The sequence below is a fragment of the Nocardia concava NBRC 100430 genome (genome assembly GCF_000308815.1).
GTDB classification, from domain to species: Bacteria; Actinomycetota; Actinomycetes; order Mycobacteriales; family Mycobacteriaceae; genus Nocardia; species Nocardia concava.
Genome location: NZ_BAFX01000063.1, coordinates 1 through 20828 on the forward strand (window position 1 = coordinate 1; position 20828 = coordinate 20828).

The 20828-nt window shown below is 67.6% G+C and carries 19 protein-coding genes; 8 read left to right on the top strand and 11 right to left on the bottom strand.

Annotated features, from left to right (window positions below; genetic code table 11):
- The 3 genes from ON43_RS12520 to ON43_RS12530 form a co-directional block, all read right to left on the bottom strand.
- A partial coding sequence (locus ON43_RS12520) for a (Fe-S)-binding protein (RefSeq protein WP_040807131.1) occupies nt 1-1884 on the bottom strand: 1884 nt, incomplete at its 3' end.
- 70 nt (nt 1885-1954) lie between these two features.
- Nucleotides 1955-2398: a nuclear transport factor 2 family protein gene (locus ON43_RS12525; protein ID WP_040807133.1), complete on the bottom strand. Its 444-nt coding sequence runs from the start codon at nt 2396-2398 to the stop codon at nt 1955-1957.
- A 45-nt stretch (nt 2399-2443) separates the two neighbouring features.
- A complete protein-coding gene (locus tag ON43_RS12530; RefSeq protein ID WP_040807135.1) occupies nt 2444-3202 on the bottom strand; it encodes an NUDIX hydrolase in 759 nt (252 codons plus the stop codon).
- Between the two features lie 77 nt (nt 3203-3279).
- Between ON43_RS12530 and nadA the strand changes: the two genes are divergently transcribed.
- The 3 genes from nadA to nadC are packed head-to-tail and all read left to right on the top strand — an operon-like array spanning nt 3280 to nt 7045.
- Nucleotides 3280-4320: a quinolinate synthase NadA gene (nadA, locus tag ON43_RS12535; RefSeq protein WP_086007939.1), complete on the top strand. Its 1041-nt coding sequence runs from the start codon at nt 3280-3282 to the stop codon at nt 4318-4320.
- A 33-nt stretch (nt 4321-4353) separates the two neighbouring features.
- Complete coding sequence (locus ON43_RS12540) at nt 4354-6135, top strand: L-aspartate oxidase (protein ID WP_051178343.1); 1782 nt, start codon at nt 4354-4356, stop codon at nt 6133-6135.
- Nucleotides 6136-6184: 49 nt separating this feature from the next.
- The gene (nadC, locus tag ON43_RS12545; protein WP_040807137.1) at nt 6185-7045 is read left to right on the top strand and encodes a carboxylating nicotinate-nucleotide diphosphorylase; all 861 of its coding nucleotides are present in this window, start codon (nt 6185-6187) and stop codon (nt 7043-7045) included.
- A gap of 75 nt (nt 7046-7120) precedes the next feature.
- Here the strand turns inward: nadC and ON43_RS12550 are convergent, their stop codons facing one another.
- The 5 genes from ON43_RS12550 to ON43_RS12570 form a co-directional block, all read right to left on the bottom strand.
- The gene (locus tag ON43_RS12550) at nt 7121-7303 is read right to left on the bottom strand and encodes a hypothetical protein (RefSeq protein WP_040807139.1); all 183 of its coding nucleotides are present in this window, start codon (nt 7301-7303) and stop codon (nt 7121-7123) included.
- 106 nt (nt 7304-7409) lie between these two features.
- Entirely contained in the window at nt 7410-8807 is a 1398-nt protein-coding gene (locus ON43_RS12555) for a zinc ribbon domain-containing protein (protein ID WP_157514011.1), read from the bottom strand.
- 136 nt (nt 8808-8943) lie between these two features.
- Nucleotides 8944-9411, bottom strand: coding sequence for a tellurite resistance TerB family protein (locus tag ON43_RS12560; protein ID WP_040807159.1), 468 nt, complete (start codon nt 9409-9411; stop codon nt 8944-8946).
- Between the two features lie 156 nt (nt 9412-9567).
- A complete protein-coding gene (locus ON43_RS12565; protein ID WP_040807144.1) occupies nt 9568-10746 on the bottom strand; it encodes a winged helix DNA-binding domain-containing protein in 1179 nt (392 codons plus the stop codon).
- Nucleotides 10747-10821: 75 nt separating this feature from the next.
- Nucleotides 10822-11727 (bottom strand): STAS domain-containing protein, encoded by a 906-nt coding sequence (locus tag ON43_RS12570; protein WP_157514012.1) that lies wholly within the window; start codon nt 11725-11727, stop codon nt 10822-10824.
- Between the two features lie 283 nt (nt 11728-12010).
- Here ON43_RS12570 and ON43_RS12575 point away from each other — a divergent pair, with 283 nt between their 5' ends.
- Complete coding sequence (locus ON43_RS12575; protein ID WP_245568556.1) at nt 12011-12925, top strand: alpha/beta hydrolase family protein; 915 nt, start codon at nt 12011-12013, stop codon at nt 12923-12925.
- A gap of 31 nt (nt 12926-12956) precedes the next feature.
- On the opposite strand, the gene ON43_RS12580 is transcribed toward ON43_RS12575, so the two are convergent.
- Together ON43_RS12580 and ON43_RS12585 are read right to left on the bottom strand one after the other, a co-directional pair.
- A complete protein-coding gene (locus tag ON43_RS12580; RefSeq protein ID WP_040807146.1) occupies nt 12957-13184 on the bottom strand; it encodes a SelT/SelW/SelH family protein in 228 nt (75 codons plus the stop codon).
- 35 nt (nt 13185-13219) lie between these two features.
- Nucleotides 13220-13705, bottom strand: coding sequence for a carboxymuconolactone decarboxylase family protein (locus ON43_RS12585; RefSeq protein ID WP_040807148.1), 486 nt, complete (start codon nt 13703-13705; stop codon nt 13220-13222).
- A 28-nt stretch (nt 13706-13733) separates the two neighbouring features.
- Between ON43_RS12585 and pdxR the strand changes: the two genes are divergently transcribed.
- Entirely contained in the window at nt 13734-15188 is a 1455-nt protein-coding gene (gene pdxR / locus ON43_RS12590) for a MocR-like pyridoxine biosynthesis transcription factor PdxR (RefSeq protein WP_040807149.1), read from the top strand.
- A gap of 3 nt (nt 15189-15191) precedes the next feature.
- Here pdxR and ON43_RS12595 read toward each other — a convergent pair whose 3' ends face one another.
- The gene (locus ON43_RS12595; protein WP_040807150.1) at nt 15192-17681 is read right to left on the bottom strand and encodes an ABC transporter permease; all 2490 of its coding nucleotides are present in this window, start codon (nt 17679-17681) and stop codon (nt 15192-15194) included.
- A 122-nt stretch (nt 17682-17803) separates the two neighbouring features.
- On the opposite strand from ON43_RS12595, the gene ON43_RS12600 reads away from it, so the two are divergent.
- The 3 genes from ON43_RS12600 to ON43_RS12610 form a co-directional block, all read left to right on the top strand.
- On the top strand, nt 17804-18748 hold the full coding sequence (locus tag ON43_RS12600; protein WP_040807152.1) for an NAD-dependent epimerase/dehydratase family protein: 945 nt from the start codon (nt 17804-17806) through the stop codon (nt 18746-18748).
- 105 nt (nt 18749-18853) lie between these two features.
- Nucleotides 18854-19723 carry an arylamine N-acetyltransferase family protein gene (locus tag ON43_RS12605; RefSeq protein WP_040807163.1) on the top strand — a complete coding sequence of 290 codons (870 nt, stop codon included), beginning with the start codon at nt 18854-18856 and terminating at the stop codon, nt 19721-19723.
- A gap of 295 nt (nt 19724-20018) precedes the next feature.
- Nucleotides 20019-20828 (top strand): serine/threonine-protein kinase (locus ON43_RS12610; RefSeq protein WP_040807153.1); only part of this gene is annotated, 810 nt, incomplete at its 3' end.

The following is a 20828-nucleotide window of genomic DNA, read 5'->3' on the forward strand; positions in this document are numbered from 1 at the left end:
CTCACCGTGACGCGGCATCTCGACCAGCGTCGAACCCGAGGCCTCCATCAGCTCCCGGGGCGCGTTGTAGATCTTGTTGTGGCGGCCCAGGTAGCAGGGGTCGTGGTAGGTGACGTTCTGCGCCACCGGCGACACCGGCACCAGCGACTTCGCCCGCACGAGCCGGTTGAGCAGCTGGGTGTGGTGCACGACCTCGTAGGTGCCACCGACTTGGGGGTATTCGTTGTTCAACGCGTTGAAGCAGTGGGCGCAGGTGACGACGATCTTCTTCTTCGACTGCTCCACCCCCTCGAACACACCGTTCAATACTTCGATGTTCTGCATCGCCAGCTGCTGGAACAGGAATTCGTTACCCGCACGCCGCGCGGAGTCGCCGGTGCAGGTTTCCTCCTGACCCAGCACCATGAACTTCACCCCCGCGGTCGCGAGGAGCTCGGCGACGGCCTTGGTGGTCTTCTTGGCGCGGTCCTCGTAGGCGCCGGCGCAGCCCACCCAGAACAGGTACTCATACCCGTCGAAGCTGTCGGCGTCGCGGCCGTAGACGGGGACCTCGAAGTCGACCTCGGAGATCCAGTTCAGGCGGTCCTTGGCGTTCTGGCCCCACGGGTTGCCCTTGTTCTCCAGGTTCTTGAACAACCCGGCGAGTTCGGAGGGGAACTCCGACTCGATCAACACCTGGTAGCGGCGCATGTCGATGATGTGGTCGACGTGCTCGATATCGACCGGGCACTGCTCCACACACGCACCACAGGTGGTGCAGCTCCACAGGACTTCGGGGTCGATGATGCCGTTGACGTCCTCACCACCCACCAGCGGACGCTCCGCCTCCGCCCGCGCGGCCTCCGGGACTTTGTCCTTGTTGTCTCCGGCCAGGAGATACGGCGCCTTCGCGTAGCCATGATCGCGCAGCGACATGATCAAAAGCTTGGGCGACAAGGGTTTTCCGGTGTTCCAGGCCGGGCACTGCGACTGGCATCGGCCACACTCGGTGCAGGTGGTGACGTCGAGGATGTCCTTCCAGGAGAAGTCCTCGAACTTGCCCACACCGAAGGTGTCGTTGTCCGGATCAGCCGTCTCCATATCGATCGGTTTGCCTTGGGACATCATCGGTTTCAGCGCACCCAGCGCCACACCGCCATCGTCCTCACGCTTGAAATAGATATTGAAGAACGCCGCGAACCGGTGCCACGCCACACCCCAGTCGATTCTGCGGCTGACCACCACCACCCACACCAGCGCCGTCATCAGCTTGCAGAACGCGAAGATCGACACCGCCGCCGCCGAAGCCGGCAGCACCTCGGCGATATTCATGCTCGCGAAGTCGCTGACCGCGTGATGCTCACCGGTATAGGCGATGACCAGCGCCTTCACCCCGACCATGCTGATGCCCTCGGCGACCACGATGAACTCGACGAAATAGGCCGCCAGGAAATTCGAGCCCGAGAACCGCGACAGCCGCGCGGGCCGCCGTGGATGGTTCAACTGCCGGATGATCACCAGCGTCAATCCGCCGAGAATCGTTCCCAGCCCGAGCAATTCGTCGGCAAGGTGGTAGGCGAGCGTGTCGCCGATCCAGGGCCAGGTGAACGTCGGACTGAAGATCTGCCCCTGCGCCTGGAACACCGTGACGAACCCGAGCAGGAACCCGACCATGACCAGCCAGTGCGCCCACCCCACGGTCCGGAACTTCACCATCCGCGTGTGCGCACCGAATTCCTTGACCACGGTGGCGAATCGCGGCGGGAACGGCCCGAACCGATCCGGCGCGGGCTGCCCGAGCCGAATGGTGCGCACCATCCGTCGCACCGCGAGAACGAATCCGGCCCACGCCGGGACGCCGATCAGGACGGAGATGATGCCCAGCGTCATCTGCAGGGGACTCATGCGGTCACCTTTCAGTTACCAAGGGACGCAGGATCGTTCGCCCCCTCACCGCATCATAACCACACCTAAGTTACTCGCGGGTAGCACGAAGATGGTGAGTCAGATCACCCGGCAAGGTGATCTCGACCTGCCGTTCGGCGAATCGCCAAGCACCCTCCGGGCACTCGAAGCGATCGCGGTAGTGCCCGGCGGCGATGGGCTGCAGCGGGAAATCCGGAAGCGCCTGGAAGACAGTGAAGTAGGACCGCGCGACCGCGGTGCCCGCTTCCTCATCGAATTCGACGGCGATGTTCGTCGTGACGTGATGGGTGCGCGGCGTCCCATCCTCGTATCGGATCACCATGCCGCTCAACAGCTTTTCGACAGCCGCGTCACCCTTCACCGATCCGGCGCTGGCGCCGAACGTGCCGTGGCTGAACAACGCCCCGACGGCGGCGAAGTCTCCGGCGTCGACCAGTTCCGCGTACTTCGCGATCAGGTTCGTAATGGCGGTCGTATCGGTTGTTGCGCTCATGGCCTGTGAGAGTAGGCGGGGAGCGGCGAAAACCGCGGCTGACGGTCAGGTGGGTGGGCGGAGGGCGGCGAATTCGTCGGTTACGCGGATTTCGGAGTCGGTGAAGCGGTAGAGGGCGGCGGGGCGGCCGCCGGAGCGGCCGGGGGAGGTGGTCGCGCCGGTGGGGGTGATCACCTTGCGGCGGGACAGGACTCGTTGGAGGTTGGTGGTGTCCACGTCGTAACCCAAGGCCGCGCAATAGATTTCGCGGAGGGTGGACATGGTGAAGGTGGCGGGGGCCAGGCCGAAGGCGATGTTGGTGTAGGAGAGCTTGGCGGCCAGGCGATTTCGCGCATGGCGCACGACGGTGCCGTGGTCGAAGGACATGTCGGGCAGGTTCGAGACCGGGTGCCAGCGGGTGTCGTGGGGGAGGACCGGTTCGGCGGTCATGGGGACCAGGCCCAGGTAGGCCGAGGCGATGCGGCGGTCGCCCGGCACGCGGTCGGGATCGCTGAAAACCCACACCTGTTCGAGGTGGGTCAACTCGCGCACATCGACCTTCTCGGCGAGCTGACGGGCCGCCGAGGTGTCCAGATCCTCGTCGTCGCGCAGGCGGCCGCCGGGAAGTGACCAGGTGCCCTTGGCGGGGTCGAGCGCACGCTCCCACAACAACACCGCGAGTTCGGTGTGATGACCGGGCGGGCAGCGGTCCGAGAGGGCAATCCCACCCACGCTAGGGCTCTCACCTGCACGGACGGTGTCGGGGAAGCGGCGAACCTGGAACACCGCGGTGAGCGTTTCGTGGATGGTGCTACGATGGGCCACGTTTTCGATTCTAAGTCGAAAACCTGTTGGATGCGAATCGGCGAAGTTGCCGGCCGCATGAGAGAAGGAGCCATGCCATGGCTGCAGCAGTGGGCGCGACGATGACGCTGACCGAGCGCATCGTGGACGGGCCGTCGGGATTCACCGGTGTCGAGGCCACCCCGGAGTGGGCCGCGGAGATCAAGCGACTGGCGCGCGAGCGCAATGCCACCATCCTGGCGCACAACTACCAGCTCCCGGAGATCCAGGACATCGCCGACCACGTGGGCGATTCCCTGGCCCTGTCCCGCATCGCCGCGGAGGCTCCCGAGGACACCATCGTGTTCTGCGGCGTGCACTTCATGGCCGAGACGGCCAAGATCCTGAGCCCCGAGAAGACCGTCCTCATCCCGGACCAGCGCGCGGGCTGCTCGCTGGCCGACTCCATCACCGCCGACGAGCTGCGCGCCTGGAAGGCCGAGTACCCGGACGCGCTGGTGGTCTCCTACGTGAACACCACCGCCGCGGTGAAGGCGCTGACCGACATCTGCTGCACCTCGTCCAATGCCGTCGACGTGGTCGCCTCCATCGACCCGGACCGCGAGGTGCTGTTCCTGCCGGACCAGTTCCTGGGCGCGCACGTCAAGCGCGTCACCGGCCGCGAGAACATGCACATCTGGATGGGCGAATGCCACGTGCACGCCGGCATCAACGGCGACGAGCTCAACGAGCAGGCGCGCACCCACCCCGACGCCGAACTGTTCGTGCACCCCGAATGCGGTTGCGCCACTTCGGCTCTCTACCTGGCGGGCGCGGGCGAGTTCCCGGCCGACCGGGTGCACATCCTCTCCACCGGCGGCATGATCGACGCCGCCAAGGCCGCCAAGTCGAATCAGGTCCTGGTCGCCACCGAGGTCGGCATGCTGCACCAGCTGCGCAAGGCCGCCCCCGGCATCGACTTCCAGCCGGTCAACGACCGCGCGTCCTGCCAGTACATGAAGATGATCACCCCCGCCGCCCTGCTCCGCTGCCTGGTGGAGAACCGCGACGAGGTCCACGTCGATCCCGAAACCGCTGCCCTGGCCCGCAATTCGGTGCAGCGCATGATCGAGATCGGCAACCCGGGCGGCGGCGAATAGCCACGCCCACCCCGGCAGGGGAGGGATGAGCACATGGTGAATACATCGATTTCCATCACCTGGGAAGCCGAGGCGGACCTGGTGGTCGTGGGCGGCGGTGTCGCGGGACTGACCGCGGCGCGCACCGCCTCGCGGCGCGGACTGCGGGTGCTGACTCTCAGCAAGACCGGGCCCACCGACACCTCGACGCAGTACGCGCAGGGCGGGATCGCCGTCGTTGCGCCGCACGGGGATTCGGTCGAATCCCATGTGCACGACACGGTGGTCGCCGGGGTCGGACTGTGCGACGAGGACGCGGTGCGGTCCATCGTCGAGGGTGGTCAGCACGCCGTGGAGGCGCTGACCGACCTCGGCGCGGTCTTCGATCTGGGCCGAGACGGCGAGGTGTCGCGCACCCGCGAGGGTGGCCACAGCACGCGGCGGATCATTCACGCGGGCGGCGACGCCACCGGCGCGGAGGTACAGCGGGCGCTGAACGCGGCCGGCATGCCGGTCGTCTTCGGGGCCGCGGTGCTCGACATCGTCACCGGACCCGATGGTGTGCGCGGCGTTATCGCGGTGTCGGACAAGGGATTCGGCATTGTCCACGCGCCTGCCGTACTGCTCGCGACCGGTGGTCTGGGGCAGCTGTACGCGTGCAGCACCAACCCGTCCGGCGCGACCGCCGACGGCATCGCGCTGGCCCTGCACGCCGGTGCGCTGGTCTCCGATCTCGAGTTCGTGCAGTTCCACCCGACGGTGCTGTTCACGCCGGGCGGGCTGGGACGGCGACCGCTGATCAGCGAGGCGGTGCGCGGCGAGGGTGCGATTCTCGTTGACACCGAGGGAAATTCGGTCACCGCCGGCGTCCACCCGCGAGGTGATCTCGCGCCCCGCGATGTGGTCTCCCGGGCCATCGCCGCCCGCATGGCCGAACTCGGCACCGACCACGTCTACCTCGACGGCCGCTCCATCGAGGGCTTCCCGCAACGCTTCCCGAACATCACGGCCTCCTGCCTGGCCGCGGGCATCGACCCGACCGTGAACCTGATCCCGGTCGCCCCCGCCGCCCATTTCCAGTGCGGCGGCATCCTCACCGATACCCACGGCCGTACCACGGTTCCGGGCCTGTACGCCGCCGGTGAGGTCGCCCGCACCGGCCTGCACGGCGCGAACCGCCTCGCCTCCAACAGCCTCCTCGAAGGCCTGGTGGTCGGAGAACGCGCCGGCGCGGCGGCCGCCGAACGCCGAGGCATGGCGGCCCCGATCACCGAGGTCGGCCCGCTGCGCTTCCCCCGCGCCGACCGAAAACTCCTCCAGGAGTTGATGACCGAACGCGCGGGCATCGTCCGCGACGGTGACGGCCTGCGCGCCGCCATCCTCCGCATGGTCGGCCTGATCTCTGACAATGCCGCCCCGGATATCACCGTCGAATGGGCGCTCGACCGCCCAGCGACCGGCACCGAGTCCACGGATGGGAGCTCCCCCCGTCATTCCGGCGCGCTTTCGGCCGGAATCCACGACGGCGGTGTGGATCCCGGCCAAGAGCATGCCGGGATGACGAGCGGGTCGGATGTCGCAACGGGTTCGGCGGCGGCGATCATTCGCGAGCTGGAGGATTCGGCGCTCACCCTGACCGCGCGGGCGCTGCTGGTCGCGGCGGCGGCGCGGACCGAGAGCCGGGGTTGTCATACCCGGTCGGATTATCCGGAGCCGCAGGAAGAGTCGCGGCGTAGCACCGCGATTCGTCTGGGTTCCGATGGCCGCCCGAAGCTCGTTACCGACGCGATCGAGTCGCCGTCCTGGGGCCGAGTCGTGATCGCCGCTGTGTCATGAGCGAATTCGCCAGGGATACGGCAATAGTCATCGAAGAAGGAGTGTAGTCATGACTCTCGACGCTGGGCTGGATCGCGACGCGGTGGTCGCGCTCATCCGTACGGCCCTCGAGGAGGATCTGCGGTACGGGCCGGACATCACCACGATGGCTACGGTGCCCGAGGACGCGGTGGCCAAGGCGGACATGGCATCTCGGCAGCCGGGGACCGTCGCCGGGCTGGATGTCGGGTTGCTGGTGCTCGACGAGGTGCTGGGTGCGGGCAACTATGAAGTTACCGCTCGCGTCGCCGACGGCACCCGCGTGCAGCCGGGGGACAAGGTATTGAGTCTGGTCGCACCGACACGCGGGCTGCTCACCGCCGAACGGACCATGTTGAATCTGGTGTGCCACCTGTCCGGAATCGCGACCGCCACCTCGCAGTGGGCGGACGCGGTCGCCGGGACCGAATGCCGGATCCGGGACAGCCGCAAGACGCTGCCGGGGCTGCGGGCACTGCAGAAGTACGCGGTTCGGGTCGGGGGCGGCGTCAATCACCGGATGGGGCTGGGGGACGCGGCGCTCATCAAGGACAACCATGTGGTGGCCGCGGGCTCAGTGGTTGCCGCATTGCGTGCTGTGCGGGAACTGAATCCGGACATCGAGTGCGAGGTCGAGGTGGACAGCCTCGAGCAGCTCGACGCGGTGCTCGCCGAGGACGTGGAATTGGTACTGCTGGACAACTTCCCGCTGTGGGCCACGCAGGCGGCGGTGCAGCGCCGCAATACTCGCTCGCCGCGCACCAAACTCGAGTCCTCGGGCGGACTTTCGCTCGATATGGCGGCCGATTACGCGGGCACCGGCGTGGATTATCTGTCGGTGGGCGCGCTCACGCATTCGGTCCGAGTGCTGGATCTCGGACTGGATATGTAGAAAGGCCCGACTCGTCCCCGGCGCGCCACTCGGCCGGGGACGAACGCCCTGCTCAGCGCTGAAAACTCGCTGTGCTCAGCGCCGATAGACCGGCGGATCGACCAGCCAGCCGATGCCGCCGCATCCCGTGCACAGAATGGCCGACCCGCTCGCGGAATAGCCTGCGGCCCCGGAGCCATCGCACCAGGCGCAGTAACGCCACCCCCGATTCGGGTGGACGGTGTCGAGCAAAATATTGAGGAACCCTTGAATCGCCATGCAGAGTGAATCTCCTCGCTAGGCATCAAACGCTCCAAGCATGCGGGCCGCCGCCGGTCACTGTCCAGCAAAAGCCAGAGGGCTTTACAGTATCCGCCTCGAGGTTTCACCCGTTCGGTGGTTGAGCCCCGACCAGGTCGGGGACAGCGGTACTGTGACCGCGTATGCGTCGCTCGCGCAGGACGGTCGGATCCATGCCCCAACGGGTATGGAACTTCCGATCGAGTCTGGCGAGGATTGTCTGTTTACCGAGTGCGAGCCCGCCCCTTGAAGGCTCCTGCGAACGTCGCAAGATCGCGCGGGCTCCACTGATGTCGGCATGCAGACGTTTACCGCAGAACCGGCAGCTGTACCGGGACCGCGTAATTCTGTTGCGCCGGTCGACGTAATCGCAACCGGTGCATACCTGAGAGGTATAGGCAGGGTTGACCTCGACAACGGCGATACCGTGAGTCTTTGTCAGCGAGGCGAGTTTCGCGCTTACCGCTGCGCGGCCGGCGCGAGATACCAGCCGGTTCATCCGCCGTGACAGGCCCCCTCCGGTCAGCTGCAATCGCTCTACCGCAAGGAGTTTCAGGTTTTCGGCAGCCAACCGATTGAGGATGCGTCCGACCTCGTTTCGGACGTACCCTCGGATACGTGATTGCAACCGGCGGTACCTCACCGAGTTCTTCGGCCTGATTCCGTTTGCCTGCAACGCCTTGGATAATGTAACGACCTCGTCATCGCGAGCTTTGAGCCAGGCGAACAGCTTGCGTCCGAGGACGCGGCCGTCGGAAGTGGCGAACATCGCCGCCAGTCCCCAATCCACGCCCAGTTCCCCGCCATCGGTACGTGCGGGGGCAGGCTTGGATTTCTTGATCAGCAGGAACCGAACCTGCCCGGTGTCGGTGACCTGAACCTGACAGAAGTTCCGCACCTCGCCGGGCGCAGCGTCGAAATAGTCGTTGCGATGCAACGGGATATACACCGGCTGCCCTTTGCGCAGCGTCGAGATTCGCACCCAGTAGTCGGCCAGTGGGGTTGTCGACTTGGATACTTCAGCAATCGGGCCATCCATGGCCATGCTGCGGACCCGCGACAGGTTGGGGAACGGATGTCGCCGCAACCAGCGGTGTACCAGTTCTCGTGCGATTGGAAGGGCTTCAGCGCCGACCTGGACCCGTTCGGTCGGGATTCGGTGGTGGATGAGCGTCGTAGTGGTCGTCCACCACGACTTGTGGGCGTTGATCCGGAAGAGATCCGTCCGAACCACCTCGTCGATGTCGAGTTCGCGGATCATCTCGCGGATGCCCGTTTTGGCGGCCTCTTGCCAGGAGATCAGTGCAGCGTTGGCCTGATTGACAACCGATTTCCATTGGCGCGCCGACAGATACCCAGGAAGAGCCTTCGCCTCGGCTCCGCCCAGCCATCCCAAACGGGTCTCCCCGGACTGCAGTGCCCGCACCTGGATCAGTTGGACGTGCACAAGCCCGCGCTGCCACCAAGGCAGCAGGGCCGCCACCGCCTCGAGTTTGGATTCGTTCGCGGTCGTTGCCAACCGATATGCCCGCATCACGGGTTGCCCGCTCTGTCGCACACCCCACAAATATCAGAAGGCACCGACAGAACAAGGACGGCGAGACGTCCGAAACTGGCTCCTACACACCGAATTCGTGCGGGTCCAAGCGCAATACCTGACAAGCCTCGCGAATCACCGTGAGGGCGTGTGCGTCGAGTTCGCCGTCGATTCGCCCGACGATCATGCCGATCCGCACCACCGCGCGCGCCTGCTCGGGCTGCTCGGTGGATTTGGCGATCTGCGCCATCACATAGGCGTGGCCGAAGGCCGGATCCATGATGAGGCGGGCGCAATTGTCCTCGAAAAGGTTTCGCAGGTCATCGGTGGATTGGCGGCCCAGTACCTCGTGCGCGCCGACCATCTGGGCGACCCGCATGCGCGCCGCGGGATCGATGCGCCCGTCGATCGCGGCCAGCACCGCGCACATGCCCAGCGCCGCGTCCCGGAAGGCCTCGCCCCACAGCTCGTTTCGCGGGGCGGGCGCTGCCGTTTCGGTCCGTGGGGAAGAGGGGGGAGTCGGGGAGACCAACCGATTCGAGAAAGCCATGACACACTCCGAGAGAACCACCGGACCCACGGACTCCCCGTGTCCGAGCCCGGACTGTGCAAAATCAATACTGCGTTCGACGTACTGATCCGACAGTAACAGTCGGCCAACCGGTAGGCCCGCAGAAATTTCCTGACACTCAGCTGAGAAGCGGGTTCACGCGGTGAGTTCCCGCTCCAGCGGCGTGCGGAAACGCGGAATGGGACGCACCTCGCCGTACCACGCCCGCAGGCGCTCGGCCTCGGCCGATACCGCGTTCTCGGCCTCCGCGCCGACGTCTTCCAGTAGCCGCCAGACGATTTCACCGTCCGAGCGCTGCGCCCAGCCGCCGACAATGCGGCCCTCCCACCAGACGGTGGGCCCGACATTGCCGTTCCGGTCGAACAGTGCGGGCTGATGCGGACCCAAGTACCAGTCGCGGGACTGCCAGCCCATGGGCGTGGGATCGAGTGCCGGCAGCAGCGCGGCCCAAGGCTCCGGCGCCGGCGTAGGTTCGAGATCGTCGGCGAGCACCAGCCCGGTCTCGCCGCCGAGATCCACCTCGACGGTGTCGACCGCAGCCAGCGCCTTGCGCACCTCCCCGAGCGTCCACCCGGTCCACCACTTGATATCGCTCACCGGCGCGGGCCCGAAGGCGCGCAACCACTTCCGCACCAGCTCCGCCCGCGCCTCCTCGACCGGCATGGCCGGAATCCCTTCCGGCAGCCAGGATTCGATCGGCGCCCAGGTGTATTGGCTACTGCCCCAACTCCCATTGGGCCGCCCGCGCACGATCCGCCCCTCGCAGCCCAGCGTCACCAGCACCCAGGTGGTGATATTGGTCGGCTTCGAATACGGCTTGCCCGGCGCGGTGTCCACCTGCGTCCGCAGCCGCGGCACATCCTTGCTCAGCTGCGCGCCCGTCGCACTGCCGCGCGCCAGCAGCGCCGCGTGCGTCTCGACCTCCACCTCGTTCCACCACTTCAGGAGGTTCCCGGACGCCACCCCGGCCTGCTCGAGGTATCGCCCGTAGGTCTTGCGCTGCTTGTGCGCCAGCGCATCCGCGGTCGAGGCCTGCAGCGCCGGCACCAGATCGACCGGCGCGACGAACATGGTGCGCCGCATGGCCAGCATGCGCAGCAGCGTCCGATCGTCGTAGAGCGCCTTCTCCACATGCCCGGGCTCGCTCGCGATCCCGCGCGCCGCCACCGACAGGTACACCGTCGCCGGATCGGTGGCGTGCAGCACCACCATGGACCGCACCACCTCGTCGACATCGTCGCTGCGGGCGCCCGCGGCCAGCCGGTGCCGTACTCCGAGTCGTGCCCGCCGCTCCGCGACATCGATCGAACGCATGGGCGAATCCTAGCCGACGCCAGGCGAATTCCCCGGGCAATGCGGCTCGGACGCCGAACCGTCCGGAATCCGCGTTCAGCCGGGTTCGTTGGTGCGGCTGACCTCGTAACCGAGCAGCCGTTCGGCCTCCTCGATGCCGCCCTGGAGGTCGCCGACCGCGTTCATCTTCGACAAATCCAGTCCGATGGTGACCAGGGTCAGGGCGATCTCCGAGGATAGGCCGGTGATGATGACGCTGGCGCCCATCAGCCCCGACGCGTCGACGGTCTTGACCAGGTGATTGGCCACCACGGCGTCGATGGTCGGGACACCGGTGATGTCGATGACCACCACCTTGGCGCGATTGTCGCGAATCGCGCGCAGCAGTTGCGCGGTCAGCTGACTGGCCCGCTGCCCGTCCAGCACACCGATGATCGGCAGGATCAGCAACTGCTCGCGCACCTGCAGCACCGGCGTGGACAGCTCCCGGATCGCCTCCTGCTGCTGGCGGATGATCCGCTCGCGCTCCTCGACGAAGCTGACACCCACGGTATTGGCGATGCGATTCGCCGCGGGCTCATAGGCGTCCAGAATCCGATTCAGCAGGTCGAAATCCGACTGGTATTTCTCGAACAGGCTCCGGGCCAGCACATCTCGCAGCAGCAACACGATGCCGAGCACCTCGTCGGTTTCCACGCCACGCGGAATGATGCGCTCGGACAGGTTGCGCGCGTAATTCTGCAACGCCTCGACGCTACCGGTCTCCAGCACCTCGACGTAGTTCTCGTACACCGAGGTCGCCTCGGAGAAGATCTCGTCGGCGGTCATGGCGGTCAGCAGTTTCGCGGCGGTGATGCGCTGGGCCCAGCGCTCGCGCAGCACCGTGCGATTCTTCCGCAGGTGCGCGACCAGTTCCGATAGCAGGCCCGCTCCGGGGCGTGCGGACGAACCATTCAACTCATCGATCAATTCGGCCGTGGATATGACGGGGACGTCAACCATGAATCAACTCGCCTCCTCGGGCGGGCGCGTGCCATCGACGGAAATGGAGTGCCTGCGGATTCGACGGCGGCCGGTGGATATCTGGGGTTACTGCGAATTGGGAGGCCCGGCAAACTCTACTGCGGAATCAGCGACCCGGCGCGGTTTGCCGGGGATCCGATCGGCGCGGCGCGCATGGCGTGAATGCGCCACGGGAGGCCGCACACGTGCGAGGATGCCGAAGATGGGTGCTCGGTGGCGAAGTTTGCGGGCGACCAGTCTGGTCGTGGGTATGGTCGCGGCGATGATCGCCGCGGCGCCGGCGGCGTGGAGCACTCCGAACGACGGCGTGTCGATGCGACCGGTGAGCCTGACCGTCGACGGGGAGACCGCCACCGGCCGGGTCTACGAACCCGACGGCGCGCCACGGGGATTGATCGTGGCCGTCCACGGCCACGACGGCAGCGCGAGCGACTTCCCCGAGTACATGAGCTCGATCGTCAAGGCGACCGGCGCGGCCCTGGTGACCATGGACCAGCGCTCCGACGCCAGCGCGTGGCGGCCGGGGGAGTGGAACGTCTGGGCCGGCTGGCGCGACACCGTCGCCGCCACCCAGTGGTATCGCGGCGAGCATCCCGGCATCGGCCCGACCGTGCTGTGGGGTTGGAGTCAGGGCGGCGTGACCAGCGGCCTGGCCGCTGCCTACGCCCCGCCCGGCACCTACGACTACTGGGTCGACACCTTCGGGCACGCCGGCGACGTCACCGCCTGGATCGAGGCCGGTCTCGCCGGAAAGTCCCTGCGGCCCGAGATCGAACGCGATGCGGGCGGGTGTACGCCGGTCACCTGCTTGCAGGCCTATATCGATCGCTCCCCGGTGCTCATGGCCAACCGCATCGGCGTGCAGCGCGCGATTCTGGTGCACGGAACCGCGGATGCGGTGGTGCCGTACACCAGTTCGCTCGAGATGCGGGCCGCGCTGCAGTTCGCGCGCAAACCCGTGTCCATGTACACGGTGGTGAGCGGCCGCGATCTGGACGGCCGGATCGTCCCGGGTGAGCACGGGATCAATCCGGTGTTCTTCGAATCCGGTTGCGTGGTCCAGCGCTTGCTGCTCGGGACCGAACCGCTGGGTGGGGATCCCGACTATGTGATCGATGTCGGGGCGGGCATCAATACTGCTCCACCCGCCCCGCCGAACAGCAAGTGCGCGGCCTAGTTTCGCGTCAGGCTGCGCTGTTTCGGTCGCCTCAGGTGAGGGATGCCGCGACGGCCTTGACGATCTCCTCGGGGCGCGGAAAGCCCTGCCGCGATTTGGCGGCCACCACGGTGCCGTCGACCGCGACCCGGAACACTCCGCCCTTGCCGGGCACCAGTTCCGGCGTGACGCCGAGCTCGGTACCGAGCGCCTCCGCGGCGACCCGGGCGTGCTTGAGGTATCCGCAGGGCTTGCAGTAGGTGATGACGACGTCGGACATGACAATCTCCTTGGTTTCGGGTTGTGTTGGCAGGCTTACGAATCCGCGTCCCCGGACAGGGTCCACGGCCGCACCGTGGCTCCGATCCGCGTCCAGGTGTTGATGATGGCGATGTCCCAGACCAGGTCCGCGAGTTCCTTCTCGTCGAAGTGGACGGTGGCCTCGGCCCAGATGTCCTGGCCCACTTCGCCGTCGGCGATCCGGGTCATGGCCTCGGCCAGGGCGAAGGCGGCGCGCTCACGCGGGGTGAAGAAGGGCGCCTCGCGCCAGGCCGACACCAGGCTGATCCGGCGCCAGGCCTCGCCGCCCGCGACCGCGTCGCGGGAGTGCATGTCGATGCAGTAGACGCAGCCGTTGATCTGGGCGACGCGCAGCTTCACCAGTTCGCGCAGCGGCTTCTCGATGGTGGAATCCTGCCCGGCGCGCTCGAGGCCGTTCATGGCCTTGGCGACCTTGGGGGCCAGATCGTCGATGGCGAGGCGGGTCTGGGGGAGAACGTAATTGGTGGTGTTCGTTGTCATGTACCAACCGTATCGACATAATGGACCTATGTCGGGAGCCAATTCGACGGCCGATTATTGGTCCACTTTGGATATCGATCTGCATCTGACCGTGGATTCCGGCGCCGGTCGCCGCGATGGTCTGGAGCGGGCGCTGCGCGAGGCGATCCGGGACGGCCGGCTGGCGGCGGGGACGCGGCTGCCGTCGACCCGGACCCTGGCCGCCGAACTCGGCGTCTCGCGCGGCACCGTCAGCGCCGCGTTCGACCAGTTGATCGCCGAGGGGCACCTGGTGGCCCGGCAGGGCTCTGGGACCCGGGTCGCGCGCACCGCGGGTGCGGTCGCCGCGGCGCGCAGCACGGATAATGCTCGGGCCCAACCGGTTTCGATCCGTCACGATCTGCGCTCGGGCAGTCCGGATCTGAGCCGCTTCCCGACGGCCGCCTGGCTGCGAGCCTCGCGGTCGGCACTGGACCGCGCGCCGCGGGACGCGTTCGGATACGGCGATCCGCGCGGCCGCATCGAATTGCGCACGGCGCTGGCCGAATACCTGGGGCGCACGCGCGGGGTGCTGGCGACGCCCGACCGGATCGTCATCACCACCGGTGTGCAACAGGCGCTGCGCCTGATGGGCAGGGTGCTGTCGGCCTCGGGCAAGTCGGTGATGGCGATGGAGGACCCCTACATCACGCAATTCCACGCCGCCGTGCGCGGATCCGGGCCGACCGTCGTGCCGCTGCCGGTCGATGACGATGGCGCGCAAGTGGATCGGCTGAGCACCGCCGAATTCGACGGTGTCCACGCCGCCGTCGTGACGCCGAGCCACCAGTTCCCGATCGGTTCGACGCTGAGCCCCGCGCGCCGGCAGGAGCTGGCGGCGTGGGCCCGGGCCGGGCACCTGGTCATCGAGGACGACTACGACGGCGAATTCCGCTACGACCGGCAACCCGTGGGCGCGATCCAGGGCATCGCACCCGACGATGTCGTCTACCTCGGCAGCGCCTCCAAGACCCTCGGCCCCGGGCTGCGCCTGGGCTGGATGGTGCTGCCGCCCCGCTGGGTCGGTCCGGTCACCGAGGCCAAACTGCTCGCCGATCATCATTCCGAGACCCTCGGGCAGCTGACGCTGGCGGAGCTGATCACCTCGCACGCCTACGACCGGCACATCCGCTCGAGCCGGCTGCGCTACCGGCGACGGCGAGACCTGCTCGCGGACCGGCTCATATCCCGCGCCGGTCGCCCCCTCACCGGCTTCACGCTCAGCGGGATCGCCGCCGGGCTGCACGCATTGGTCCGGCTCGAACCCGCCGGACTCGGTGAGGCCGAAGTGCTCACCCGCGCAGCGGAATACGGCCTGGCCATTCACGGCCTGTCCGATATGTGGTGGGCCCCGGCCGGAACCGAGCCTCGCCCGCAGGCGATCGTCGTCGGTTACGGTTCACCGTCCGACGGCGCGTATCCCGCGGCCCTCGACGCGCTGGTGCGCACCCTGTCGTGGACGTGACCGCTAGTCGGCGCTGACCGCGTCCACGATATTGAGCCGGGCCGCGCGCAGGGCGGGAGGGATGGAGCCGAGCAGGCTCAAAGCCAGTGCGGCGAAGGTGAATACGGCCAGCAGCGGGCCGGGCCGGAAGGTGACGTCGATGCCGAGCATGTCGGTCGCGAGCAGCGAATAGAAGTACTGGTTCACCAGCCCGAACACCACGCCGAGACCGGCGCCCACCACGCCGATGGCGGCCGCCTCCGCGAGCACCATGCGCAGCGCGAAGCGGCGGCTCGAACCCACGGCCCGCAGGATGCCCAGCTCCCGTCGCCGCTCCAGCAGCGCCAGGGTCAGGGTGTTGAGCAAGGCCATGGCCGCGATGAACGCCACGATCACCAGCATGATCCGCGACAGCACCAGGCCCTCCTGCATGGCCTCGCTGATGCCGTCGAGTGCGGCCGTGCCCGCATACACGTGGATCTCCGGTGGCAGTGCCGCGCGGATCGCCGAGATCATTTGGTGCGCATCCACTCCGGGCGCGGCATCGACCTGCAAGGTGGTTGATCCGGGCCGGGCGAACCAGTCCCGCATGAGCGCCAGGCTGATGGCGGCGGTACCGCCCGCGCCGGAGAAGTGCGAGATCGTCTCCAGCACCCGGGCGCGCTTCTCGCCGGTGGTCGTCTGCACGCTGAGCTCGTCCCCGGTCGAAACCCCGAGGGTGCGAGCCAGATCCCGGGACAGCACGATGCCGTCGCCCGCCAGCAAGCGGCGTTGGTGCCCGGTGTCCAAGGCCCGGAACATCGAGTCGTTGCTGCCCGTATCCACGCCGTAGACAAGGGCTTTCGTACCCGCGAGGGTGGCGAAGCCCAGCTGTTCCTGCACCACGCGCCCGACACCGGGCACCGCCGACACCCGCTCGACGAAGTCATCGGGCAGCAGGGTGGTGGGGATCATGTCCTCGGCGCTCATGCTCACCCACGCGTCGCTGTCGGCGAGCGAGGCGAAACTCTCACGCGCCGAACGGGTTGCGTCCGCGTTCGCACCGGTAATCGTGATTGTCATCCCCACCGCGATGGTCACTGTCATGAGCGTCGCCCACACCCGGCGCGGTGCCCGATCGATGTTCACGCCCGCCAGCACACCCGCCGGGCCGAGTCGTCGGGCCAAGGCAGCGGCCGTCCCCACGATCGGCCCGGCGCACGCGAAGGCCAGCACGATCTCCGCACCGAAGGCGAAACCCAGTGCGGCCGCGGCGAACAGGCCCAGATGCTCACGCTGAATGAAGATCGCCGCGCCCACCAGCACGACCCCGAGCAGGGCCGCCGCCACCCGCAGCCGCGTCGAGACCACATCCGCCCGCGACGCCCCGACCGGCGCCAGCGCCTCCACCGGGGCCACCCGATACACCTGCCGCGCCGCCACCGCCGAGGCCGCCACATTGGTCAGCGTCGCCGCCACCACCGCGACCGGAATCGCGTACCACGGCAGCAGGTATTGCAGCCGCGCCTCCATCATCTGCGTGAACGCCCCCGGCAGCAGACTGATCGCATACCGTCCGGCGAGTACGCCCAGTCCCGCCCCGAGCACACCGCCGACCACACCGAACGCGACCGCCTCCGCGAGCACATCCCGCACGATGGTCTGCCGCCGCGCGCCGATGGCCCGCAGCATGGAGATCACCGGCCGCCGCCCGGCCAGGGCCATGCTCATGGTGTTGTAGATCAGGAAGGCCGACACCACGAATGCCAGCCCCGCGCCCATGGAGGCGATGAACCGCACCATCACCACGGCATTGCCGGTCTGGGCCGCCCGGGCGCTCGGTGTCGCGACCAGCGCGCGACCGGCCACGGCTTTCGTGAGTGCGGCAGCCAGTCGCGCCTCATCGGTATTCGGCTGCGCGACGATCAGTACCGAATCCAGCTGCCCGACACGGTTGGTGATGCGCTGCGCCACCGGCAGCGGCGCGACCAGATAGTGGCCGCCATTGAGCTGGGCGAGCTGCTTGCCCTCCAGCACCGATGCGATGGTGACCCGCGTCGGCCCCAGCTGGACCTGCTGCCCCTTGGTGAATCCCGTTCCCGGCCCGGCCAATACGCCGTTGGGCACGCTCAGCAGGCTCGCCAGCGCATCGCCCTGCACCGCGCCCTTCAGGTCGCTGTCGAGGGCCGTGCTCGAGGAATCCACGCCAAGCACCAGCAGCCGATCGGAATCCGGTCCGGCGCTGGCCCGCAACATGGGCACGGCCGCCGCGACCCCCGGCACGCCCGCGACATCGGCGCGCACCTGCTGCGGGAACCCGGCATCGGTGACACCCGAGATCTCCAGTGCCGCATTGCCCGCCAGCCCGGCGGTCAACTTCTCGATCGATCCGGTGAGCGATCCGGAGATGCCGATGACGGCCACCAGGAACGCCGAGCACACGGTCAGCACGACGATCGACGCTACGGTCCGCCCCCAGTGCGTGGTGAACTCGCGAATGGTGAACAGCCGCAGCCGGTCCAGCAGCGCGATCATGGACCAACGCTAGGTCCGGGCACCTGCGGTGTCCACCCCTGACGCATTCCGTCTGGGACATTAGGCTCGAAGGGTGTTCGGCGCGGTGAGACGAGGTGCTGTGTGAGACTAGGTGAAAAGCGATGAAGGTCGTGGTGGCCGGTGCGACAGGGGCGATCGGGCGGCCGTTGGTCCTCGCGCTACGGGCGTCCGGGCATCAGGTGTACGCGCTGACCCGGCGCGGACGCGGTGCGGAGATCGCGCGCTCGCTCGGGGCCACCCCGCTGGTCGCCAATGTGATGGACCGCTCGGATCTGTTGCGCGCCACCGAGCGACTGACCGCCGACGCGGTGATCCACCAGCTCACCGCCTACCGGTATTCGCCGCCCACCCACTATCACGCGCCGGGACTGTTGCGCACCAACGCCTTACGCGAGATCGGCAGCAAGCATCTGGTGGAACTGGCCGAAAGGACCGGGGCGCGCAGGTATCTCACGCAATCGCTGATCCTCGGCTACGGCCTGCGCGATCACGGACCGAAACTCGTGACCGAGCAGGAGCCGTTCGGCCGCATTCCCGGCGATGTCAACGACGCCATCATCGGCGCACTGCACGAGGCCGAATCGAGCGCCTGGCGCGCACCCGGCATCGACGGAATCGCCCTGCGCTACGGCCTGTTCTACGGTCCGGGCGCCTCCGACTCCTTCGTGCGCGCGCTGAAGCTGCGCATGTTCCCGCTGCCCAATACCGTCACGGCCTACACGAGTTTCATCCATGTCGTGGACGCCGCCGCCGCGACCGTGGCCGCCCTCGAACACGGCACCCCCGGCAGCGCTTACAACATCGTCGACGACGAACCGGTCACCTGGGGCACCATGTTCGACGCCATGGCCGAGACCATCGGCGCGCGCCCGCCCCGGCGGCTCCCCGCCCGGGTAATGCGGCTGGCCTCGCCGCTGGCCGCCACCCAGATGCTGGACGTCTCCATCCGTGTCTCGAATGCCAAGGCGCGGGCCGAACTGGGCTGGAAACCCGGCTATCCGACCTACCGCGAGGGCCTGCTGACACTGGTGAACGCCGTCACCTGACCCGCCCGGAACAGATTCGGCCCGACCCCGGTTGCTCGACACGAACGGCCTCGACGTTTGATCGTCAAGATCGGACGTCTGATCGACAAAGACGGGAAGGCAGTGATGACGACACCGGTGGATCCCACCTACACCTGGGCGGGCGAGGAACTCGACCTCGACGCCTACCTGGCCCGGATCGGGTTCACCGGCGCCCGCACGCCCACCCTGGCCACGCTGCGTGAGCTGGTGCGCGCCCACACCATCACCTTCCCGTTCGAGAATCTCGAGATCATTCTCGGCCGCGGCGTGCCCCTGGATCTGGAGAGCCTGCAGGACAAGATGATCCGCCGGCGGCGCGGCGGCTACTGCTACGAGAACGTCGGCCTGTTCGCGGCCGCGCTGGAGCGGCTCGGGTTCGAATTCACCGCCATGTCCGGACGGGTCACGCGCGGCGCGACGAACCTGCGCCCGGCCACCCACGCGCTGCTGCGGGTGAAGGCCGGCGACGACGACCGGATCTGGCTCTGCGACGTCGGATTCGGCTGGGGCCCGCTGGAACCGATCGAACTCGCGCCGGATCGCGGTGAATTCAGTGCGGGCGCATGGCGTTTCCGGCTGGGGGTCGAGACCGACGCGGTCGGCGGCGAGCTGTGGACGCTGTACCAGTTCGGCAAGGACGGGTTCGTGGACCGGCACACGTTCGCGACCACCCCGCAGTACCGCATCGATTTCGCGGTCGGCAACCACTACGTGTCGACCTCTCCGCGTTCGCCGTTCACCACCCGGCCGTTCGTGCAGCGCTTCCTGCCGGACGTGCACCAGACCCTGGACGGCACCACCTGGACCACCAGCTATCCGGACGGAACGGACGAAACACGCGAATTGGAGGTAGCCGAGCTACCGAAGGTGCTCGCCGAGGTCTTCGAGATCGAGCTCGATGACGCCGACGCGGCGCAACTGGTGCGCGCGGAGTGGCTCGCACCGAAGGAGTGAGCGGCCCGCGGCGGTGAAAAGTAGCTGAAGCTCTCCGGTGTGCGGGAGCGAACACACACCAAACCGTGCGGTCTATGCCTCGTCATAGATGCTGTCCGACCAGGGGTTACCGGTATCGGGTCACGTAAACATCACCCGGATGCGGCATAGATCTCACCGAGATCTCGCTCATATCTCACGCTGACGTCGGCGATCCGCGCGTTGCCCGCTACACTCGTGCGGGGAAACGCGCGGGCAACCGCACTGTCACAGTCGTCTCGGAGAACTTCGGAGTAGTGCCATCGAAACCGGCCAAGTGATCGCAGGGCACTACCGCCTGGTCGAACGGATTGGTAGCGGCGGCACGGGTGTCGTCTGGCGAGCCGTGGATCAGCGGCTCGAACGATCCGTCGCGGTCAAGCAGATCATCACCCAGCCGAGCCTGTCGGATGCGGACAAGGACATCGTCCGGCAGCGCGCGGCGCGCGAGGCCCGGAACGCGGCCCGATTCCAGCATCCCAATGCCATCGTCGTGTTCGACATCACCGAGCACGAGGGCGACCCGTGCCTGGTCATGGAGTATCTGCCGTCGCAGAGCCTCGCGGTGGTGCTGTCCGCGCAGGGCACGCTGCCGCTGCCGCAGGTCGCCCGCATCGGCGAACAGGTGGCAAGCGCGCTCATCGCGGCCCATCGCGCCGGCATCGTGCACCGCGACGTCAAGCCGGGCAACATCCTGCTCGGTGACAACGGGGCGGTGAAGATCACCGACTTCGGCATCGCCAAGTCCAAGGGTGACGTCACGCTCACGGCCACCGGGCTGATCTCCGGCACCGCCGCCTACCTCGCCCCCGAGGTCGCGCGCGGTGCGGAACCGACCCCGGCCGCCGACGTCTTCGCCCTGGGCGCCACGCTCTTCCACGCGCTGGAAGGCGAACCGCCCTACGGCACCAACCCGAATCCGCTCGCGCTGCTGTATGCGGCCGCCAACGGTCAGATCAGCGAGCCGCGCAATGCCGGACCGCTGTCGGATCTGCTGCTGTCGCTGCTCAGCTTCGAGCCGGAGGACCGGCCGAGCATGACCGATGTCCGCGACATCATGGCCGAATTCGCCGAGATCGGCCCGGAT